Raw genomic sequence first — 18,970 nt, forward strand, 5'->3', positions numbered from 1 at the left:
TGATAGCGTTGGACGGTCGCTTCCTTGATGGTCCGGTTCATGCGCTCGACCTGGCCATTGGTCCAGGGATGCTTGATCTTGGTCAGCCGATGTTCGATCCCGTTCTCTTGGCAGCGCATATCGAACAGCCGTGTAGAACCTGTCCCATAGCGCATCCTTCGAATCGTGCGATAAGAATGCACCATCAAAGTCCGGGACCAAACACCTAGTGTCCACACCACCCTAGAGGCCGACGCGCGGCAGGTCGCCATTGCGGTTGGAGATCTCCGCGCTCTTCATCAGCAGGCGGTCGATCGAGGCCAGCAGGCGGCCGAGCAGGGTGGAGGAGGGCGCGAGCGCGAATTCGGTGGTCTTGGACATTGGTGTCCCCTTTCACTGGAGGGCCAGCAATGGGCCGGCTCATTATCTATAGCCAAAATATGTATACCAGATGCCAGATACAACGAGTTTGTTTGCATAGCAGCATAGGCGGCTGTGCAATGCAGCAAAGTGGGCGGATTGGTATCCCAGATCACGGGTAAGGCCCTGAATCCGGGTCCCGGACCGGTCGCGGGCCTCCGGTCGATCGGCGCGTTCACCAGGCCCGGGAATCCCTGTGCTCAGACGGGGAGGGCGGCCGGGTCGGCAGGGCACGGCCGTCATAAAGAAGGCCGCCCAACTGGGGCGGCCTTGAGTTAACGGGTTTGCTTTTCTTCTTGGCCGGAGAAGGGTCGGGGCCAGATCCCTTCACCGCGTCCAGTCTTCCCCCGCGCACAGCGTTCCCATGCAGCCGCGCACGTTCAGCGTGCCGGCCGAAACCAGCGTCACCGAGCTCTCATAGGTCTTGCCGTCATCGGCGTTGTAGATCCGGCCGGCCCATTTGTTGGGGCCCGCGGGTTGCATGTTGATGAAGAGCGAGATGCCCATCACCGGCCGCGTCCGCTGCGCGGGATCGGCGTTCTTGTCGTCGCGCTGCGGCTTGCCGGTGGTCTTGTCGGTCGGCTCCTTCAGCCAGACGACGCGGCCGCACAGCGCGTTGCCGCAGCGGTTGACCTTGATCCTGGCGTCGCCGGATTGGGTCAGCCAGACGCCGGCCGGATCGCTGGCCTTGTCGGTGGCTTTGGCGGCATCCGCGGCGCTGCCAAGCAGCGGGACGTGGAACGCTGCTACGATCAAGCGGCGCGTCAGGTGAGCGCGGATCAACTGCTTCAGGGCCCTACGAAGGCCGTCTTGGTCTGGGAGTACCGTCATCATCCACCTTCTTCATGAAAAATTTCATGATAAACATGAAATAAATCACGTTTAAGGTTGAGTCAACAACATTACCGCAGCATGATGCGGCGCGGCCGTAACGGCCTGGTTCGGCAAAAAATTTTTGGATGGATGTGATGGTGAGATCGGTTCGTGAGCAGCGCCAGCTTTGGTTTCGCCGGCTCGATCGGGCGTTCTGGGTGATCTGGGCCGCATTGCCGGTCGTGCTGTGGCTGGCCTATTACCGAACCACCACCGCCTCGGCCGCGATCGCTGAAAGTCTGATCGGCGAGCAGGCCAAGTGCGCCAGCATCGTCGCCAACCCGCTCACGATGTCGACCTTGGGCAAGATGCTGTTCTGGTCGCTGTTCGCGCTTGGGGTATCGTTTTACGCCGTGCTGATCGGCATCCTTCATCGCATGGTCAACCGATTCGCCAACGGGCGGATCTTCGTGTCCGAGACGTTACAGGGTGTCTGGTGGATGGGGATCTTTCTGGTGGTCTGGCCGTTCGTCGATACGATCACGACCAATGCGGTGCTCTATGTCTTGTATCGAACCGGCGACATCAAATTCTTTCTGCCGAGCTACAACGTCGACGTCGGCACCATCGCAGGCGGCGTTTTCCTGATGGCACTGAAATTCGTGCTCGATCACGCCATCCTGTTGCAGTCCGAAAACGACCTGACGATCTGAGGGTGATGCTCGTGCCCATCGTGGTGAACCTCGATGTCATGCTCGCAAAGCGCAAGCGCCGCCTCGGAGACCTCGCGGACGCGATCGGCATTTCGATCCAGAACCTGTCGATCCTGAAGACCGGCAAGGCGAAGGCGATGCGCTTCTCGACGCTGTCGGCGATCTGCCGCGAGCTGGACTGCCGGCCGGGGGACATTCTGGAGTACGTCCCGGGCGACGAAGGCGGCGAAACCGAGAGCGGCGAGGGCGGTTGATCAGAGGCGCGATCCAGTAACGCAGACCGCTTGGCTCAATTCATCCAGCGCGGCAGCGGCAGATTTTTCTTGCGCAGGAAATCTGCATTGAAGAGCTTGGACTGGTAGCGTTGGCCGCCGTCGGCGAGGATGGTGACAATGGTCTTGCCGGGACCGAGGTCGCGTGCAAGCCGCATGGCTCCCACGATGTTGATCGCGCTCGAGCCGCCGAGCACCAATCCCTCATGTTCGATCAGGTCGAACAGGACGGGGAGCGCCTCCTGATCCGTGATCCGGTAGGCGATGTCGATCGGCGCGCCCTCGAGGTTCTTCGTGATGCGGACTTGACCGATGCCTTCGGTGATCGAGTCGCCTTCGGTCGTCAGCTCGCCCTTCGTGAACCAGTTGTAGAGGGCAGCGCCCATGGGATCGCTGAGCGCGATCTTCACATCGGGATTGCGTTCTTTAAGGGCACGCGCAACGCCACCCAAAGTCCCGCCGCTGCCGACGGCGCAGGTGAAGCCGTCGATCTTGCCATCGGTCTGCCGCCAGATCTCAGGACCGGTGGTGCGATAATGGCCGTCGCTGTTCGCGACATTGTCGAACTGGTTGGCCCAGAATGCGCCGAGCTCCGCGGCGAGACGGCCGGAATAGCGCGCATAATGGCGGGGGTCGGAATAGGGCACCGCGGGTATCAGGCGCAGATCGGCGCCGTAGAGCCGCAGCATGTCCTGCTTCTCCTGACTTTGCGTGTCAGGCATCACGATCACGGAACGATAACCGCGCGCATTGGCCACGAGCGCGATGCCGATGCCGACATTGCCGGCGGTGCCTTCCACGATGGTGCCGCCCGGCTTCAGCTCGCCACGCTGCTCGGCGTCGTTGATGATGGCGAGGGCCGCGCGATCCTTGATCGAGCCGCCCGGATTGAGGAATTCGGCCTTGCCGTAGATGTTGCAACCGGTGGCTTCCGACGGTCCGCGGAGCTTGATCAGCGGCGTATTGCCGATCGCTTCCAGAAGACCCGAGCGAACGTTCATGGTGCCCCACCCTTCGTTTTCACGGCTATCTTACGTCGGGCCGGTCAGCATGTTGGTGCTGTTCTCGCGGTGATTTGGGAAGCATCCCTATCGATTGCGCGGCGACGCCGGCGATTTCCTTCTTTTTGGAGAGGCGGGAGCCGCGCGAGCTTTCGCTTCGCAGAGGGCAGGCCAGGCGCCATAGCTCCAGACGGAATGCCGCCGTTCAAGCGGCGGCATTCCGCTGCTCGCGTGCTATTTCAGCTTATAGGTGCCGGTCTGGTGATTGCAGTCCTGAAATGTTCCGGCCTTGATGACCGGAAAGGGCCCGAGCGGCTGGACCGTGCCGCTTGCAACCATGCCTTCGTATTTTCCAGTGCCGACGACATTCTCGCGGGTGACCTTGCCGTCGCTCCCGATAGTAAAGGATGACAAGCGCTTGTCGCCATCCGCATCGACGGCCTCGCACACCGTGGATCCGGTGGTCTTGCCGTCGAGCGAAGCAGTCATTCCAACGCAGCGGAAGGTATGCTTGTCAAACATGCCGCCGGGCGTCGTGCTTCGGATGGCACCCGTCATTTCGTAGCTTGCTGCGGTGTGGGTCTTGGAGAAGTTGATCATGTTGTTCGTGCCGGACCAGCACGCGGTGTAGTCGTAGTTGCCCTCCTTTGGCACTTCGGCTGCAAACGCAGACGGCACAGAGATGACGATCAATAGGGGTAATACGTAAGTTCGCATGGCATTCCCCTCCTGAAAAATGGATTAAAAATACATCTGTCCCACGGGAGCGGGACAGTGAAGGGTAGCACAGTGATCGGACGTTTATGAGGGGGCAATTGTTGCAACGCGCCAGCGCCGTCGATCGGCCGGCTGTCGCGTCGGTTGATTGTGCCCCTTAAAAGCAGCTTCCGCGCGTGCACGTGCCGTCGTACGAGTGTTGAAATGCCTAACAACGAGATCGATTTATCGCCTTCATCGCACGACCTGGCCCGTACCATCCGAGAAACTCGAGCTCCTTCTTTTTGAGTGCATCCGTCGCGGTGAAGAACTTCTCCAATTCGTCAATGGCTCTCGCTGGAAGGCTACGGATGTCCGGCAAGTTGCCAACAAACGGCGAGCGTCCGGGGACTGCGAAAATCCGGTCGTTTCTTTTCCTCTTGCGCCCGGTGACCTGCACGACTTCGAGAATACCGATGGGCTTACAGCGAAGCACCGTGCCGGGATACGTTGCGGCATCGTGGATCATCAGCACATCCAGGGGGTCTCCGTCATCGGCCTTCGTCGAAGGAATGAACCCCCAGTCGTAGGGATAGGCCAGTCCGGTCATCAAGGGCTTTGAGAGTATGAATGCGCGCAGCTTGCCATCGAACTCTAATTTGCAGCAACTCCCGCGAGGGGTCTCGACGACGGCGTGGATGTGCCTTTTGTCGGCCCAGGTCGGCAGCTTGAAAAGATTGGTCATCGTCCTTCGCGCTCGCAACGGTTTCTTCGCTCGACGTCTTTAGAACCCGGACGCTGTTGCGAATGTTCCAACTCGAGGCGGGACGATAGACCGCAGAGTCTCCGACCGCTGCTTCCGGTCCCTGGCGGACGTGGCCGTTCATCGATGTCCGCAGCCAACGGCGAAATCGGGTGTCCGGTCCCCGCGGCGTTTCCTTCAAGCAAACAAAAATGGCCGCGGTTGCCCGCGGCCATTTTGTCGTGTTGCTTGAGCGCTGCCCTTTACTCCGCCGCCTGCTTGCGCGGCGGATCGAGGGCGCCGGAATCGTGGATCTCGGCGACCTGGTGATCTGAGAAGCCGAGCACCTCGCGCAGGATCTCGTCGGTGTGCTCGCCGAGCAGCGGCGAACGGGCGACCTCGCTCGGCGAGTCCGACAGCTTGATCGGGTTGCCGACCGAGATGTACTTGCCGCGGGTCGGGTGATCGACCTCGACCACGGTGCCGGTCGCGCGCAGCGACTGGTCTTCCGCGATCTCCTTCATCGACAGGATCGGGCCGCAGGGGATGTCGTCCTTGTTGAGGATCTCCATCGCCTCGAACTTGGTCTTGGTCATCGTCCACTGCTCGATGCGGGCGAAGATCTCGTTGAGGCGCGGCAGGCGGGCCGGCGGCTTGGCGTAGTTCGGATCGGTCTTCCAGGTCGGCTCGCCGATCACATCGCAGATCTTCTCCCAGACCGGCGCCTGGGTGATGAAGTAGATGTAGGCGTTCGGGTCGGTCTCCCAGCCCTTGCACTTCAGGATGCGGCCGGGCTGGCCGCCGCCAGAATCGTTGCCGGCGCGCGGCACGGCATCGCCGAACGGAATGCCTTCGCCGAACTGGCTGTATTCCTTCAACGGGCCGTGGGCGAGGCGCTGCTGGTCGCGCAGCTTGACGCGGGCGAGGTTGAGCACGCCGTCCTGCATCGCCGCGGTGACGCGCTGACCTTTGCCGGAATGGGTGCGCTGATAGAGCGCGGTGACGATGCCGAGCGCGAGATGCAGACCGGTGCCGCTGTCGCCGATCTGCGCGCCGGTGACCAGCGGCAGGCCGTCGCGGAAGCCGGTGGTCGAGGCGGCGCCGCCGGTGCACTGCGCGACGTTCTCGTAGACCTTGCAATCCTCATACGGGCCGGGGCCGAAGCCCTTGATCGAGGCGACGATCATCTTCGGGTTGATGCTGTGGATCTTCTCCCAGGGGAAGCCCATGCGATCCAGCACGCCGGGACCGAAATTCTCGACCAGCACGTCGCACTGCTTGATCAGCGCCGTGAGCACTTCCTTGCCCTTCGGGTTCTTGGTGTCGAGCGTGATCGAGCGCTTGTTGTGGTTCAGCATGGTGAAATACAGGCTGTCCACGTTCGGGATGTCCTGCAGCTGGCCACGCGTAATGTCGCCAACGCCGGGGCGCTCGACCTTGATCACGTCGGCGCCGAACCAGGCCAGCAATTGCGTGCAGGTCGGACCCGACTGGACGTGGGTGAAATCGAGAATGCGAACGCCCTTGAGCGCCTTGGTCATATCTTTTGCTCCGTACTCTGTCTGCCCCTGCACCCGCAGGGAGTGATGGGGTTTAAGGGGTTACTTCTTCTTCTGCAGAATGCTCTGCGGATTGAGGTTGCCGATGCGGCCGCTCTCGGAGCCCGCCGCAGGATCGATCACCGCGTTGATCAGCGTCGGCTTGCCGGAATCCAGCGCCGCATTGACCGCACGCTTCAGCTCGTCCGGCGAGGTGGCGTTGACGCCGACGCCGCCGAAGGCTTCCATCATCTTGTCGTAGCGCGAGCCCTTGACGAACACGGTGGTCGCAGGATCGTCGCCTGCGCTGTTGACGTCGGTGCCGCGATAGATGCCGTCATTGTTGAAGATCACGACGCAGATCGGCAGCTTGTACCGGCAGATGGTCTCGACCTCCATGCCGGAGAAGCCAAAGGCGCTGTCGCCTTCGACGGCAAGCACGGGCAGGCCGGTCTCGACCGCGGCCGCGATCGAATAGCCCATGCCGATGCCCATCACGCCCCAGGTGCCGACGTCGAGCCGCTTGCGCGGCTTGTGCATGTCGACGACGCCGCGGGCGAGATCGAGCGTGTTGGCGCCTTCGTTGACGAAGATGGTGTCCGGACGTTCCGCGATGATCGTGCGCAGTGCGCCGAGCGCGCCGTGATAATCCATCGGCGAGGCGTTGCTCATCAGCTTCGGCGCCATCTTGGCGACGTTGTCATCACGCTTCTTGGCGACGGTCGCGAGCCAGTCGCTCGGTGCGGCCGACCAGTTCGCGCCCATCGCGTCGAGGAACGCGGAGACGCAGGAGCCGATATCGCCGACCACGGGGGCGACGATCTCGACGTTGGAATCCATTTCCTTCGGCTCGATATCGACCTGGATGAACTTCTTCGGGGCCTCGCCCCAGGTCTTGCCCTTGCCATGCGAGAGCAACCAGTTGAGGCGGGCGCCGATCAGCATCACGACGTCGGCTTCCTTCAGCACGGTCGAGCGCGCCGCGCCCGCGCATTGCGGATGCAAATCGGGCAACAGGCCCTTGGCCATGCTCATCGGCAGGAACGGTACGCCGCTCTTCTCGACGAAAGTCTTGATCGCCTCGTCGGCCTGCGCATAGGCGGCGCCCTTGCCGAGGATGATCAGCGGGCGTTTTGCGCTCTTCAGCACATCCAGCGCGCGCTTGACCGACGACGGGGAGGGGATCTGCTCGGGTGCCGCGTCGATCACCTTGACCAGCGACTTCGCCCCGGCGTCGGCGTTCATCACCTGCGAGAACAGCTTTGCGGGCAGGTCGAGATAGACGCCGCCTGGACGGCCGGACACAGCGGCGCGGATCGCGCGCGCCAGACCGATGCCGATGTCCTGGGCGTGCAGCACGCGGAACGCCGCCTTGCACAGCGGCTTGGCGATCGCGAGCTGGTCCATCTCCTCATAGTCGCCCTGCTGCAGGTCGACGATCTCGCGCTCGGACGAGCCCGAAACCAGGATCATCGGGAAGCAGTTGGTGGTGGCGTGGGCGAGCGCCGTGAGGCCGTTGAGGAAGCCGGGTGCCGACACCGTGAGGCAGACGCCGGGCTTCTTGGTGAGGAAGCCGGCGATCGATGCCGCATAGCCGGCATTCTGCTCGTGGCGGAACGAGAGCACGCGAATGCCCGCCGCCTGGGCCATACGGCCCAGGTCCGTGATCGGGATGCCCGGCACACCGTAGACGGTGTCGATGCCGTTGAGCTTGAGCGCATCGATGACGAGATGGAAGCCATCGGTCAGTTCCTGCTCGGTGCCCGGTGCCTCGGACTTCGTAGCGGTATTCAGCATCGGCATCGTCTCCCTGATCGTTCTTGTTCGGACGATCTGATCGTCGTCTGAAGCGTGAGTGGACTCTAAGACCTAAGTAAACAGTTCTTGACCGTGCGCCTCGACATAGGCGGCAAGGCCAAGCGTGTGATCGCGCGCGCGCTTTTCGGCGAGCTCGGTGTCGCGCGCTTCCAGTGCCTCGATGATTCCAAGATGCTCGGGCAGGGAGGTCGCGGTGCGGTCCTTGCGGCCGATCGTGAGCTGGCGATAGCCGCGCACATGCAGCAGCAGGTCGTTGGTGAGATCGACCAGCACAGGCGATTCCGACAGCGAGATCAGCGCCTGGTGGAAGGCGATGTTGGCCTTGGAATACTCCTCGACGTGATCCTGCGGCAGGCGATCGTCGCTGAAGTCCTTGAAGAAGTCGCGCAGCGCCGAGATGTCCTTCTTGCGCGCGGTGGTCGTGATCAGTCGCGCGGCCATGCTCTCGAGCGCGGCCCAGGCGCGAATCATGTCGACGATCTCCGACTTGGTGCGGCGGACCACGATGATGCCGCGGCGCGGCACGGTCTTCACGAAGCCGTCCTGCTCGAGCATCGCGATGGCTTCGCGGATCGGCGTGCGGCTGACGCCGAGACGCTCGGACAGTGCGCGTTCGTCGAGCATCACGGGCTCGGGCGTCGCGTAGATGTCCATCTTCAGGATGGCTTCCTTCAAGGCCTCATAGGCCTTGTTCTTGAAGCTTGTCTCCGGCGCGATCCGGACGATGGCGATATCTGTGTCAGCCATGGTGGGCGACGCCTTGGTCTGTTTCGGGTCAGGCACGACTCGTCTCCTCCTCTTGGAGACGTCTTCTTAGCAGAAGAAATTACCTTAGATTTTTGGCATGCCAAATACCAGAATGTCAAGCGACCTATATTTTTCGGTATTTTTGAGCACCCGGTGAGCCTGCGAGCTTGACAATTGCGTTTCTGGCATACCAAATGCCATAAAATTTGTCCCAGGAGGAAGCCGATGTCAAATTCAAAGGATGCGGTCCGCAAAGTTCTCGATGCGGTCAAGGCCGACAAGCGCACGAGCCTCACCGCGCCCGAAGGCAAGGTGGTTTGCGACGCCTACGGCATCCCGGTGCCGAAGGAAGGCGTTGCCAAGTCGGCCGCCGAGGCCGCCCGGATCGCCTCCGACATGGGCTTCCCGGTCGTGATGAAGATCGTCTCGCCCGATATTCTCCACAAGACCGAGGCGGGCGGCGTGGTGGTCGGGGTCAAGAGCGCAGCCGACGCCGAGAAGAGCTACGAGGCCATTCTCGCCAACGCCAGGAAGTACAAGGCCGATGCCAAGATCGACGGCATCCAGGTCCAGCAGATGCTGGGCGGCGGCACCGAGGTGATCGTCGGTTCGATCACCGACGGCTCGTTCGGCAAGCTGGTCGCCTTCGGCCTCGGCGGCGTGCTGGTCGAGATTCTCAAGGACATCACCTTCCGCCTCGCGCCGGCGACCAAGGAAGACGCGCTGTCGATGCTCGACGGCATCCAGGCGCATGAGATGCTGAAGGGCGTGCGCGGCGGCGAGCCCGTCAATCGCGAGGCGCTCGCCGACGTCATCGTCAAGGTGTCGCAGCTGGTCAGCGATTTCCCCGAGATCGTCGAGCTCGACCTCAATCCGGTGTTCGCCACCAGCAAGAATGCGATCGCCGCCGACGTCCGCATCGTCGTCGACTTCGACTACAAGCCGCGCCCGGCGCCGCGTCCGACCGAGGAGATCGTCGCGGCGATGAGCCGCATCATGCAGCCGAAGGGCGTTGCCGTGATCGGCGCCTCCGCCGAGGACGGCAAGATCGGCAACTCCGTGATGAAGAACCTCATCAACGGCGGCTACAAGGGCGAGATCTATCCGATCCACCCGAAGGCCGAGGAGATCCTCGGCTACAAGGCCTATAAGAGCGTCAAGGACGTGCCCGGCGTGATCGACACTGCGGTGTTCGCGATCCCCGCGAAGTTCGTCGCCGGCGCGCTCGCCGAATGCGGCGAGAAGAAAATCCCCGGCGCGGTGCTGATTCCCTCGGGCTTTGCCGAAGCAGGCGCGCCGGAATTGCAGGCCGAGATCGTCGAGGTCGGCAAGAAGTACAACATCCGCCTGATGGGGCCGAACATTTACGGCTTCTACTACACGCCGGCCAATCTCTGCGCCACGTTCTGCACCGCCTACGACGTCAAGGGCCACGCCGCCCTGTCGTCGCAGTCGGGCGGCATCGGCATGGCGATCATCGGCTTCTCGCGCTCGGCCAAGATGGGCGTGTCGGCGATCGTCGGCCTCGGCAACAAGTCCGACATCGACGAGGACGATCTGCTCGCCTTCTTCGAGCAGGATCCCAACACCAACCTGATCGCGCAGCACTGCGAGGATCTGAAGGATGGACGCGCCTTCGCGGAAGCCGCCAAGCGCGTCTCCAAGAAGAAGCCGGTGGTCGTGCTCAAGGCCGGCCGCACCTCTGCGGGTGCGAAAGCCGCGTCGTCGCACACCGGCGCGCTCGCCGGCAACGACAAGATCTACGAGGACGTGTTCAAGCAGTCCGGCGTGATCCGCGCCCGCTCGCTCCGGCAATTGCTGGAATTCGCCCGCGGCGTGCCGGTGCTGCCGACGCCGAAGGGCGAGAACGTCCTGATCATCACCGGTGCCGGCGGCTCCGGCGTGCTGCTGTCGGACTCCGTGGTCGACAACGGCCTGTCGCTGATGCAGATGCCGCCGGATCTCGATGCGGCGTTCCGCAAGTTCATCCCGCCGTTCGGCGCGGCCGGAAATCCTGTGGATATCACCGGCGGCGAGCCGCCGATCACTTACGTCAACACCGTGAAGCTCGGCCTGTCGGATGAGCGCATCCACGCGCTGATCCTCGGCTACTGGCACACCATCGTGACGCCGCCGATGGTGTTTGCGCGCAACATGGTCGAGGTGAAGAAGGAGATGGAGGCCAAGGGCTTCGTCAAGCCGATCGTCGCCTCGCTCGCCGGCGACGTCGAGGTCGAGGAGGCCGCCGAATATCTCTACCAGAACGGCATTCCGGCCTACGCCTATTCGACCGAACTGCCGGTCGAGGTGCTGGGCGCCAAGTACAAGTGGGCCCGCGGCGCGGGCCTGCTGTGATCTGATCCAGCCTTGATCTGAGCCAACAAACGATGCCGCTTCGGATACCTCCCGAAGCGGCATCAAGACCCGGTTAACGGCATCCGAGAAATCGGGGCCTAACGGATAATCCGGCTTTAACGGGGGGCCGATTAAACGTCTCGTGGCTGCACGGAGGCGTTTTCCCCATATGTCAATTCAGGTCGATTCCGAATTTGCGAGCGACGATCGCGCCAGGGCGCAGATCGGCGCGGCGGTGAGCTTTTTGCTCAGGAACACGAGCGGCGTCGGCCGCGAGCACGCCGTCGAGCTGATTGTCGAGATGGTGCGCGATGTCGCAAGCCGGCCGGCCGGTCCGGAAGCGCCATCGATCCAGCCGCTGATGAGCGGCGTCACCTATCGGGACTTTGTCATCGATGCCTATCGGCGCGATGTCGATCGCTGGCGCGCCACCATCCGCCGATCGAACGGCAAGAAGATCCGGATCGCGTCTCCGCCATCGGTGCGCGATGAGGCGACAACGACAGCGGACGCGATCAACGCCGAGAAGGCCATCGAGTTCGCAAGGCGGGCGATCGACCTCGGCGAGGTGATCTGACCCCGCGCAGCCGGAGGGCTGCCGCAGCGGCGAACGTCCGTCCGACCGCTGCCGAGTCTATGCCTGGGACGCGCGATGTGCTCCGATGCGGCGGCCGTGCCGGTTCCGGAGCCGTCTGCCGGAATCTTGTTCCATCGTGTCCCAGCCGAGAAATGCCATGCCTTCCGAACTCCGTTCGCCCCGTCTGGCCGTCCTGATCGACGCCGATAATGCATCGGCGAAGATCGCTGATGGGCTGTTCGAGGAGATCGCCAAGATCGGCGAAGCCAGCGTGCGCCGCATCTATGGCGACTTCTCCAACCCGCGATCCAGGGCCTGGGCCGACATCCTGTCGAAGCATGCCATCATCCCGCAGCAGCAGTTTGCCTACACGACCGGAAAGAACGCATCGGACATCACGCTGGTGATCGACGCCATGGACCTGCTGCACAGCGGCCGGTTCGACGGCTTCTGCCTGGTGTCGTCGGACAGCGATTTCACCAGGCTTGCCGCCCGCATTCGTGAGCATGGCATCGACGTGTTCGGGTTTGGCGAGCAGAAGACGCCGGAGAGTTTTCGGCAGGCCTGCCGCAGGTTCGTCTATACCGAGAATTTGCGCGGCGGCGTAACCAGTAATCAGGACACGACCGTGCGCCCCCAGCCGTTGCAGCCGCCCGAGGCGGCCGCGCCCATCATCAAGAAGGTGACCAGCCAGATCGCAAGCGAGGATGGCTGGGTCACTCTTGGTGAGGTCGGGCGCCAGCTTGCCAATGTCGCCTCGGACTTCGATCAGAGGACCTACGGCTTCCGCACGCTGGGCGAACTGGTCCGCAGGACAAACGCCTTCGAGATCGATAATCCGAAGGGCGGCGCGATGCGGATCCGCATCAAGCCGGAGGCTGCATCGCCGCCGAGCCGGCCAGCTTCACGACGGCGCGCGCCGAGACGGCGAACCGATCAAAAGGCGCCGGATTGAGCGGCGCGCGGCGCGGGCCTGCTCTGAGCCAACCCTGAATCTGAACGAAGCATGAATGCCGCCTCGGGCATCATCCGAAGCGGCATTTTCATTTTGTGCGGGAACTCAGGCGAGTTGCGGCGGAACTGGAATTTGCGCGCAAGTTGCCGTGCTGGAACTGGAACGTCTCGTTTCCTGCGATGTTGAAGGGGCGTCTTGCAACTCGGAGGAGGAGGACAATCATGAACAAGCGTTTTGCCGTTTCCCTTGTCGCTGCTGCGTCGCTGCTCGCGTCCGGTTCGGCCTTCGCGCAATCGACGACTGCAGCGGGCGCCGCAAACGGTGCGCGGACCGGTGGCGAGATCGCGGGCCCGGTCGGCGAGATCGTCGGCGGCACGGTTGGTGCTGCGGTCGGCGCCGGCCTCGAGATTCCGAATGCGGTGATCACGTCGATCCCGCGCGACGAACCCTCGGTGGTGGTGCGTGAGCGCGTCGTGGTCGGCGAGCCGCTGCCCGACACCGTCGTGCTGCGCCCGGTGCCGCGCTACACCGAATATCGCTACGCCGTCGTCAATGATCGCCGCGTGATCGTGGAGCCGCGCACCCGCCGGGTCGTCAAGATCATCGACTGATCGCGCCGATATTTCAGACTGCGAAGATCCTCGCGGGCACGCCGCCTGCGGGGATTTTCGCATGGCACGGGCCCGCTTTTTTCATGCGGTGGCCGGTTGGCCTGACGGTCCGATCCCCTAGACTGGCCGGCAACGGACGCAGCAAGCGTCTGCCTTGAAGGCAGGGGTTGGAAACATGGCTCGGAAGATCGCGATCGTCGGGGCGGGTGCGGTCGGCGGCTACGCCGGCGCGCACATGGCGCAGGCGGGTGAGGACGTCACCTTCATCGATCCCTGGCCTGAGCATGTCGCGCACATGCGCAAGCACGGTCTGCGCGTCACCCACGCGATGGACGTTGCGGAATTCTCGGTGCCGGTGCGGGCGCTGCACGTCACCGACGCGCAGCAACTGGCGAAAGAGAACCCGGTCGACATCGCCTTCGTCTGCATGAAGTCCTACGACACGGCCTGGGCCACGATGCTGATCCGGCAATATCTGGCGGCCGACGGTTATGTCGTCTCGCTGCAGAACTGTATGAACGAGGAGACCGTCGCCGGCATCGTCGGCTGGGGCAAGACGCTCGGCTGCATCGCCAGCAGCATCACCGTCAATCTGCCGGAGCCTGGCCATATCCATCGCGGCGCCGGCAAGGGCGGGGCTGATCACACCGTGTTTCGCGCCGGCGAGGTGCATGGCCGCATCACCGCGCGGGCGGAGGAAGTGTGCCGGCTGGTCGGCTATTCCGACAGCGCCAAGGTCACCTCGAATCTCTGGGGCGAGCGCTGGTCCAAGCTCGTCGCCAACGTGATGGGCAACGGGCTCTCGGCCTGCACGGGTCTAGCGGGCGGCGAGGTGCTGCAAAGCGAGCTGCTGCGCCGCTTCTCGACTCGGCTCGGCAGCGAGGCGATCCGCGTCGGGCAGGCACAGGGCTATCAGCTGGAGGAGATCCTGCATCTGCCGCCGGAGACGATCGCCCGGGCCGGCGAGGGCGACGAGGCCGCGACCCGCGCCTGCGACGAGCAGCGCTTCAAGGATGCGAAGCGCACCTCATCGGCACAGCGCCCCTCGATGGGCCAGGACATGCAGAAGGGCCGCCGCACCGAGATCGAATTCCTCAACGGGTTCGTGGCGCGCGAGGGCGAGAAGGTCGGCTTGGCGTGCAACGCCAACGCCGCGCTGACCGACATCGTCAAGCGCGTCGAACGCGGTGAGCTGAAGCCGGATCCAAGGCACATCACAGAATTGCGGATGAATTGAGCGGGACTCAACGAGCGCCGGACTGCCGTCATTGCGAGGAGCGAAGCGACGAAGCAATCCATGCATCCGCATGTGCGGTTCGATGGATTGCTTCGCTCCGCTCGCAATGACGAATGAAAATTAGCGGCAGATCGCCTACAGCAGCTGCCTCACCCCCATGCCATGCATGAACCGCTCGCGGATCTGCACGGGATCGCGCCTTGTCGTGCCGGTGCTGGGCTTGTCGTCGATGCGGACGCCGATCAGCGTTGGGCCGGCCGCCTGTTCCGACTGCGCGATCAGCCGCTCGAAATCGTCCTCGTCGGCGGCCCATGAGCTGTTGGCGAGGCCGCTGGCGATTGCGACCGCGACGATGTCGGTATGGCCGGCGGCCGGGGTTGGCTGGCTGCCGGTGATCTGGTAGATGCCGTTGTCCATCACCACCATGGTCAGGTTCTTCGGCGCCAGCGTTGCGATGGTCGAGAGGCAGCCGAGCTGCATCAAGAGCGAGCCGTCGCCTTCGAGCGCGAACACGCGGCGCTTCGGCTGCGCAAGCGCGACGCCGAGCGCGATCGGAAACGCCAGTCCCATGCTGCCCAGCATGTAGAAATTCTGCGGGCGGTGGCCGGCGGCCCAGAGGTCGAAATTGGTGTTGCCGATGCCGCCGATCACGGCTTCGTCCTTCAGCCCGGCGACGAGGCGCTGGGTGAGATCGAAGCGGTTCATCACCTTGGTATTGCGCGCGGGAGTGTTGGTCATGGCTGATCTCACTTGTCGAAGGTCTTGCCGCCGGTCAAAAGCGGCGAGAGGATCAGCGCCACCGGCGCCTGGGTGGTGACGGCCTGCTTGATCGAGCGGTCGGCGATGAATTCGAGCTCGTCGAGCCTTGTGATGGTGTGATGTTCCATCGCCAGCGAATCCAAGACCGGCCGCATGGTGCGACAGACCAGCGCCTGGCCGTAATTGAACTCGCCCAGCGTGCCGCGCTCGGAGACGAACATGATCAGCGGGATCTGGTAGGGCACCGCGAGCGAGGCCAGCACGTTGGCGAGCGTGGCAAAGCCCGAGGTCTGCATCAGCACCGCGCCGCGCATGCCGGCCATCCAGGCGCCCGAGACGATGCCGACGGCCTCTTCCTCGCGCGCGGTCGGAAACGTCGTGAAATAGGGATCGGTGTGCAGATCCTTGATCAGCGTGGTCAGCACCCGGTCGGGCACATAGGGCACAAGCTTGATCTCGTTCCGCTTCAGCGTCTGCAGCACGATGCCATGCCAGGTGGTCGCCGCATCCTGGGACTTATCCTTGGCTTTATCTTTGGACGAGGCGTGTTCCGCGGCCGCCATGCTGTTCTCCCTGCTCGCGCGACGCTGACGGTCGCTTGCGGCACAAAACTTGACGCGGCGCAGGTGATTGTCAACATGCCGCGGTCGCAACGCGACCTGCGGAATTCGGCCATCGCAGCGCCGAACCGTCGTGCGATACAGGCGGTAACGATAGAACGATCAAGGGACGGAGGCGTCGATGGCCGGATGGGTCTGGCGGACCGCCATTGCGGCAGCGGCCATGGTCGTGGCCGGGCTCGCGTCCGCGCAGCCGTACCCGGCCAAGGCCGTTCACATTCTCGTTCCATATCCGCCAGGTGGCGGCGTCGACGTGCTGACGCGAACGCTCGCCGAAGCGGTGTCGAAGACCTGGACGCAATCGATCGTGGTCGAGAACCGGCCTGGCGCCGGCGGCGTGATCGCCTCGCAGGCGATCGCGAGCTCGGCGCCCGATGGTTACAATCTGATCATGGTGGCGAGCGGCCACGCCACCAATCCGTTCCTCTATCCAAAGCTGCCCTACGACACCTTCAAGGATTTCTCACCGATCTCGCTCTTGGCATCGTCGCCGAACGTGCTGCTGGTGCGCGCGGACTCTCCGTTCAAGTCGGTCGGCGACGTCATTGCGGCGGCGAAGGCAAAGCCTGGCACTCTCTCGTTTGCCCATGCCGGCAACGGCACCTCGACCCATCTGGCCGGCGAGTTGCTCAACAATCTCGCAAGAATTGATCTCAACGCGATCCCCTACAAGGGCGGCGCGTCGGCGATCAATGACCTGCTCGGCGGGCAGATTCCGATGTCGTTCAACAACGGGCCGGAATCGGTCGGGCAGTTGCAGGCCGGTACGGTCCGCGCGCTGGCAGTGACGACAGCGTCGCGCGCGCCGTTCCTGCCTGATGTGCCCAGCATGTCGGAGACCGCGCCAGGCTACGACACCGAGGTGTGGTGGGGGCTGCTTGGTCCCGGTAACATGCCCCCCGATCTCGTCGCGAAGATCTCGCAGGATTTCGTCGCGGCGGTGAACGCCGATGCCGTGAAGGAGCGTCTCGGCAAGCTCGGCGCGATCTCGATCGGGAGTACGCCGGAGATATTCGCCACCAAGATCAAGGCCGACTACGACAAATGGGGGCCGATCATCAAGGCCCCCGGCATGAAGGCGGAGTAAGCCAATGGCTGCATCAGAGATTCCCGCCTGCCTGCCGCCGCGTCCGGTGACGCCGCCGCGAGAGAAGCTGCCGCCAAAGGCCTGCGATACCCATGCCCATGTGTTCGGCCCGGCCGACCGCTTTCCCTATGCCGGCGATCGCAGCTACACGCCGCCCGACGCGCCGCTGCAAAAGTATCTCGATATGCTCGATGCGCTCGGTTTCGCCCGCGGCGTGCTGGTGCAGGGCAGTGCGCATGGCCACGACAATTCGGCAATGCTGGACGCGTTGCAGCGCGAGCCGGCGCGGCTGCGCGGCGTTGCGGTGGCCGATGCTGATGTCGCGGCGGGCACGCTGCGGCAATGGCACGTGATCGGCGTCCGCGCGTTGCGCTTCAACCATTTCTTCCGCGGCGGGCAGTTGCACTATCGCGGTGGCATTCCGCTCGGCGTCGCCGAGACGCATGCGCCCGTCATGGCCGAGCTCGGTTGGCATCTGCAGCTCTGGATCGACGTGAAGGATCTGCCCGACACGATCCCGACGCTGAGAGCGCTCGGTCTGCCTGTCGTGGTCGATCACATGGGCCGCACCGATGCCGGCGCCGGGATCAACACCGCGGGTTTCCAGAGCCTGCTGCGCGCGGTCGGCGAGGGCTGGTGCTGGGCCAAGCTGTCAGGCGCGCATCGCCTGAGCGGGCGGGCGCCGGATTATCCGGATGCGCGGCCGTTCCACGAGGCGCTGGTTGCGGCCAACCCTGAGCGGCTGGTGTGGGGCGGCGACTGGCCGCATCCGCGCGTCGAAGGCGAGATGCCCGACGCCGGCCATCTGCTGACGCTGTTCCAGGCGTGGACGCCGGATGCCGCGACCCGGCACCGCATCCTGGTCGACAATCCCGCACGACTCTATGGCTTCCCAAACTGAAGGCTTCTCGAAGACATGACCGTCAACAACAAGCGCGTGTTCTACGTCAAATACCTCGCCCACGAGATCTATGTCGACATCCTGAAGAAGCGGCCGGATGTCCGGCTCGATCGCCTGGAGAACGAGACGCCGGAGGCGACGTTCGCGCCGGTGCTCGCCGACGCGCATGCCTACCAGATCGGCGCCGCCCGCGACGAGCTGGCGCCGCATTTCCATGCCCATGCCGAGCTGTTGAAGCGCGCGCCGAATCTCCTGATCGTCTCGTCGAACGGCGCCGGCTTCGATCCCGTCGACGTCGACGCCTGCACCAAGGCCGGCGTACTGGTAGTCAACCAGTCCGGCGGCAACGCCAACTCAGTCGCCGAGCACGCGCTCGGCATGATGCTGACGCTGTCGAAGCGCATCATCCAGTCCGACCGCCGGCTGCGGCGCGAGGCCAATGTCAACCGCAACGACCTGATCGGCAACGAGCTGAACGAGAAGACCGTCGGCATCGTCGGCCTCGGCAATGTCGGCCGCCGCATTGCCGAGCTGTGCAAGGGCCTGCTGCACATGAAGGTGATCGCCTACGATCCGTACCTCACGGCGGAGGAGATGGCGAAGCGGGGCGGCGAGAAAGTCGAGCTCGACGATCTCCTGCGCCGCGCGGACTTCGTCTCGATCTCCTGTCCGCTGGACAGCAAGAGCCGGGGCATGATCGGCGCGCGCGAATTCGCGCTGATGCAGCCGCATGCCTATTTCGTTACGACAGCGCGCGGCTTCATCCATGACGAGAAGGCGCTGGAGGATGCGCTGCGCGAAAAACGCATCACCGGCGCCGGTCTGGATGTCTGGGCCAAGGAGCCGCCGCCGCCGGATCATCCGCTCTTGCAGTTCGACAATGTGCTCGCGAGCCCGCACACCGCCGGCGTCACCCGCGAGGCGCGCATCAACATGGGCCGGATCGCCGCAGAGCAGATCCTCGACGCCCTCGACGGCAAGCGCCCGCCGCGCATCATCAATCCCGAGGTCTGGCCGGTGTATGCGAAGCGGTTCGAGAAGACGTTCGGGTACATGCCGGGGTAGGTGGCGCGGCCTCTTGTTAGGTGAGCACGCTGGCCAGGCTCCCTCTCCCCTTGCGGGAGAGGGT

The 18,970-nt window shown here is 63.8% G+C and carries 20 protein-coding genes and 1 pseudogene; 10 read left to right on the plus strand and 11 right to left on the minus strand.

Features of this window, described 5'->3' with window-relative positions; translation table 11 throughout:
• The 3 genes and pseudogenes from FNJ47_RS33825 to FNJ47_RS33830 all read right to left on the minus strand — a co-directional run.
• Positions 1-116, minus strand: a pseudogene (locus FNJ47_RS33825) (integrase core domain-containing protein); the annotation flags it as partial.
• A 106-nt stretch (positions 117-222) separates the two neighbouring features.
• On the minus strand, positions 223-360 hold the full coding sequence (locus FNJ47_RS49985) for a hypothetical protein (protein ID WP_165445987.1): 138 nt from the start codon (positions 358-360) through the stop codon (positions 223-225).
• A gap of 366 nt (positions 361-726) precedes the next feature.
• Positions 727-1,233: a DUF2147 domain-containing protein gene (locus FNJ47_RS33830; RefSeq protein WP_163160248.1), complete on the minus strand. Its 507-nt coding sequence runs from the start codon at positions 1,231-1,233 to the stop codon at positions 727-729.
• A gap of 137 nt (positions 1,234-1,370) precedes the next feature.
• On the opposite strand from FNJ47_RS33830, the gene FNJ47_RS54005 reads away from it, so the two are divergent.
• On the plus strand, positions 1,371-1,925 hold the full coding sequence (locus tag FNJ47_RS54005; protein ID WP_163160249.1) for a DUF2975 domain-containing protein: 555 nt from the start codon (positions 1,371-1,373) through the stop codon (positions 1,923-1,925).
• 11 nt (positions 1,926-1,936) lie between these two features.
• The gene (locus tag FNJ47_RS33840) at positions 1,937-2,179 is read left to right on the plus strand and encodes a helix-turn-helix domain-containing protein (protein WP_175068453.1); all 243 of its coding nucleotides are present in this window, start codon (positions 1,937-1,939) and stop codon (positions 2,177-2,179) included.
• Positions 2,180-2,214: 35 nt separating this feature from the next.
• Here FNJ47_RS33840 and FNJ47_RS33845 read toward each other — a convergent pair whose 3' ends face one another.
• The 6 genes from FNJ47_RS33845 to FNJ47_RS33870 form a co-directional block, all read right to left on the minus strand.
• Positions 2,215-3,198 carry a cysteine synthase A gene (locus tag FNJ47_RS33845; RefSeq protein WP_163160251.1) on the minus strand — a complete coding sequence of 328 codons (984 nt, stop codon included), beginning with the start codon at positions 3,196-3,198 and terminating at the stop codon, positions 2,215-2,217.
• A gap of 234 nt (positions 3,199-3,432) precedes the next feature.
• On the minus strand, positions 3,433-3,915 hold the full coding sequence (locus tag FNJ47_RS33850) for a hypothetical protein (protein ID WP_163160252.1): 483 nt from the start codon (positions 3,913-3,915) through the stop codon (positions 3,433-3,435).
• A 208-nt stretch (positions 3,916-4,123) separates the two neighbouring features.
• Positions 4,124-4,639, minus strand: a complete 516-nt coding sequence (locus FNJ47_RS33855; RefSeq protein WP_163160253.1) for an inorganic diphosphatase — start codon at positions 4,637-4,639, stop codon at positions 4,124-4,126.
• A 260-nt stretch (positions 4,640-4,899) separates the two neighbouring features.
• Positions 4,900-6,177 carry a formyl-CoA transferase gene (gene frc, locus FNJ47_RS33860; protein WP_163160254.1) on the minus strand — a complete coding sequence of 426 codons (1,278 nt, stop codon included), beginning with the start codon at positions 6,175-6,177 and terminating at the stop codon, positions 4,900-4,902.
• A 60-nt stretch (positions 6,178-6,237) separates the two neighbouring features.
• The gene (gene oxc / locus FNJ47_RS33865) at positions 6,238-7,971 is read right to left on the minus strand and encodes an oxalyl-CoA decarboxylase (RefSeq protein ID WP_163160255.1); all 1,734 of its coding nucleotides are present in this window, start codon (positions 7,969-7,971) and stop codon (positions 6,238-6,240) included.
• Between the two features lie 72 nt (positions 7,972-8,043).
• Positions 8,044-8,739 carry a GntR family transcriptional regulator gene (locus FNJ47_RS33870; RefSeq protein ID WP_163160266.1) on the minus strand — a complete coding sequence of 232 codons (696 nt, stop codon included), beginning with the start codon at positions 8,737-8,739 and terminating at the stop codon, positions 8,044-8,046.
• 225 nt (positions 8,740-8,964) lie between these two features.
• On the opposite strand from FNJ47_RS33870, the gene FNJ47_RS33875 reads away from it, so the two are divergent.
• From FNJ47_RS33875 to FNJ47_RS33895, 5 genes are all read left to right on the plus strand, one after another.
• Complete coding sequence (locus tag FNJ47_RS33875; protein ID WP_163160256.1) at positions 8,965-11,094, plus strand: acetate--CoA ligase family protein; 2,130 nt, start codon at positions 8,965-8,967, stop codon at positions 11,092-11,094.
• A gap of 169 nt (positions 11,095-11,263) precedes the next feature.
• Positions 11,264-11,671, plus strand: a complete 408-nt coding sequence (locus FNJ47_RS33880) for a hypothetical protein (protein WP_163160257.1) — start codon at positions 11,264-11,266, stop codon at positions 11,669-11,671.
• A 157-nt stretch (positions 11,672-11,828) separates the two neighbouring features.
• Positions 11,829-12,626 (plus strand): NYN domain-containing protein, encoded by a 798-nt coding sequence (locus tag FNJ47_RS33885; RefSeq protein WP_163160258.1) that lies wholly within the window; start codon positions 11,829-11,831, stop codon positions 12,624-12,626.
• Between the two features lie 221 nt (positions 12,627-12,847).
• Entirely contained in the window at positions 12,848-13,237 is a 390-nt protein-coding gene (locus FNJ47_RS33890) for a DUF1236 domain-containing protein (protein WP_163160259.1), read from the plus strand.
• A 175-nt stretch (positions 13,238-13,412) separates the two neighbouring features.
• Positions 13,413-14,474: a ketopantoate reductase family protein gene (locus tag FNJ47_RS33895; protein ID WP_163160260.1), complete on the plus strand. Its 1,062-nt coding sequence runs from the start codon at positions 13,413-13,415 to the stop codon at positions 14,472-14,474.
• 135 nt (positions 14,475-14,609) lie between these two features.
• Here the strand turns inward: FNJ47_RS33895 and FNJ47_RS33900 are convergent, their stop codons facing one another.
• Complete coding sequence (locus FNJ47_RS33900; RefSeq protein ID WP_163160261.1) at positions 14,610-15,212, minus strand: thiamine pyrophosphate-dependent enzyme; 603 nt, start codon at positions 15,210-15,212, stop codon at positions 14,610-14,612.
• A gap of 8 nt (positions 15,213-15,220) precedes the next feature.
• Entirely contained in the window at positions 15,221-15,796 is a 576-nt protein-coding gene (locus FNJ47_RS33905; protein ID WP_163160262.1) for a thiamine pyrophosphate-binding protein, read from the minus strand.
• Positions 15,797-15,974: 178 nt separating this feature from the next.
• Here FNJ47_RS33905 and FNJ47_RS33910 point away from each other — a divergent pair, with 178 nt between their 5' ends.
• The 3 genes from FNJ47_RS33910 to FNJ47_RS33920 are packed head-to-tail and all read left to right on the plus strand — an operon-like array spanning position 15,975 to position 18,906.
• Positions 15,975-16,940 carry a Bug family tripartite tricarboxylate transporter substrate binding protein gene (locus FNJ47_RS33910; protein WP_163160263.1) on the plus strand — a complete coding sequence of 322 codons (966 nt, stop codon included), beginning with the start codon at positions 15,975-15,977 and terminating at the stop codon, positions 16,938-16,940.
• Positions 16,941-16,944: 4 nt separating this feature from the next.
• Positions 16,945-17,841, plus strand: a complete 897-nt coding sequence (locus tag FNJ47_RS33915) for an amidohydrolase family protein (protein WP_163160264.1) — start codon at positions 16,945-16,947, stop codon at positions 17,839-17,841.
• Between the two features lie 15 nt (positions 17,842-17,856).
• A complete protein-coding gene (locus FNJ47_RS33920) occupies positions 17,857-18,906 on the plus strand; it encodes a hydroxyacid dehydrogenase (protein ID WP_163160265.1) in 1,050 nt (349 codons plus the stop codon).
• Positions 18,907-18,970: the final 64 nt, after the last annotated feature.

It is taken from the genome of Bradyrhizobium uaiense (assembly GCF_010811875.1).
Lineage (GTDB): Bacteria > Pseudomonadota > Alphaproteobacteria > Rhizobiales > Xanthobacteraceae > Bradyrhizobium > Bradyrhizobium uaiense.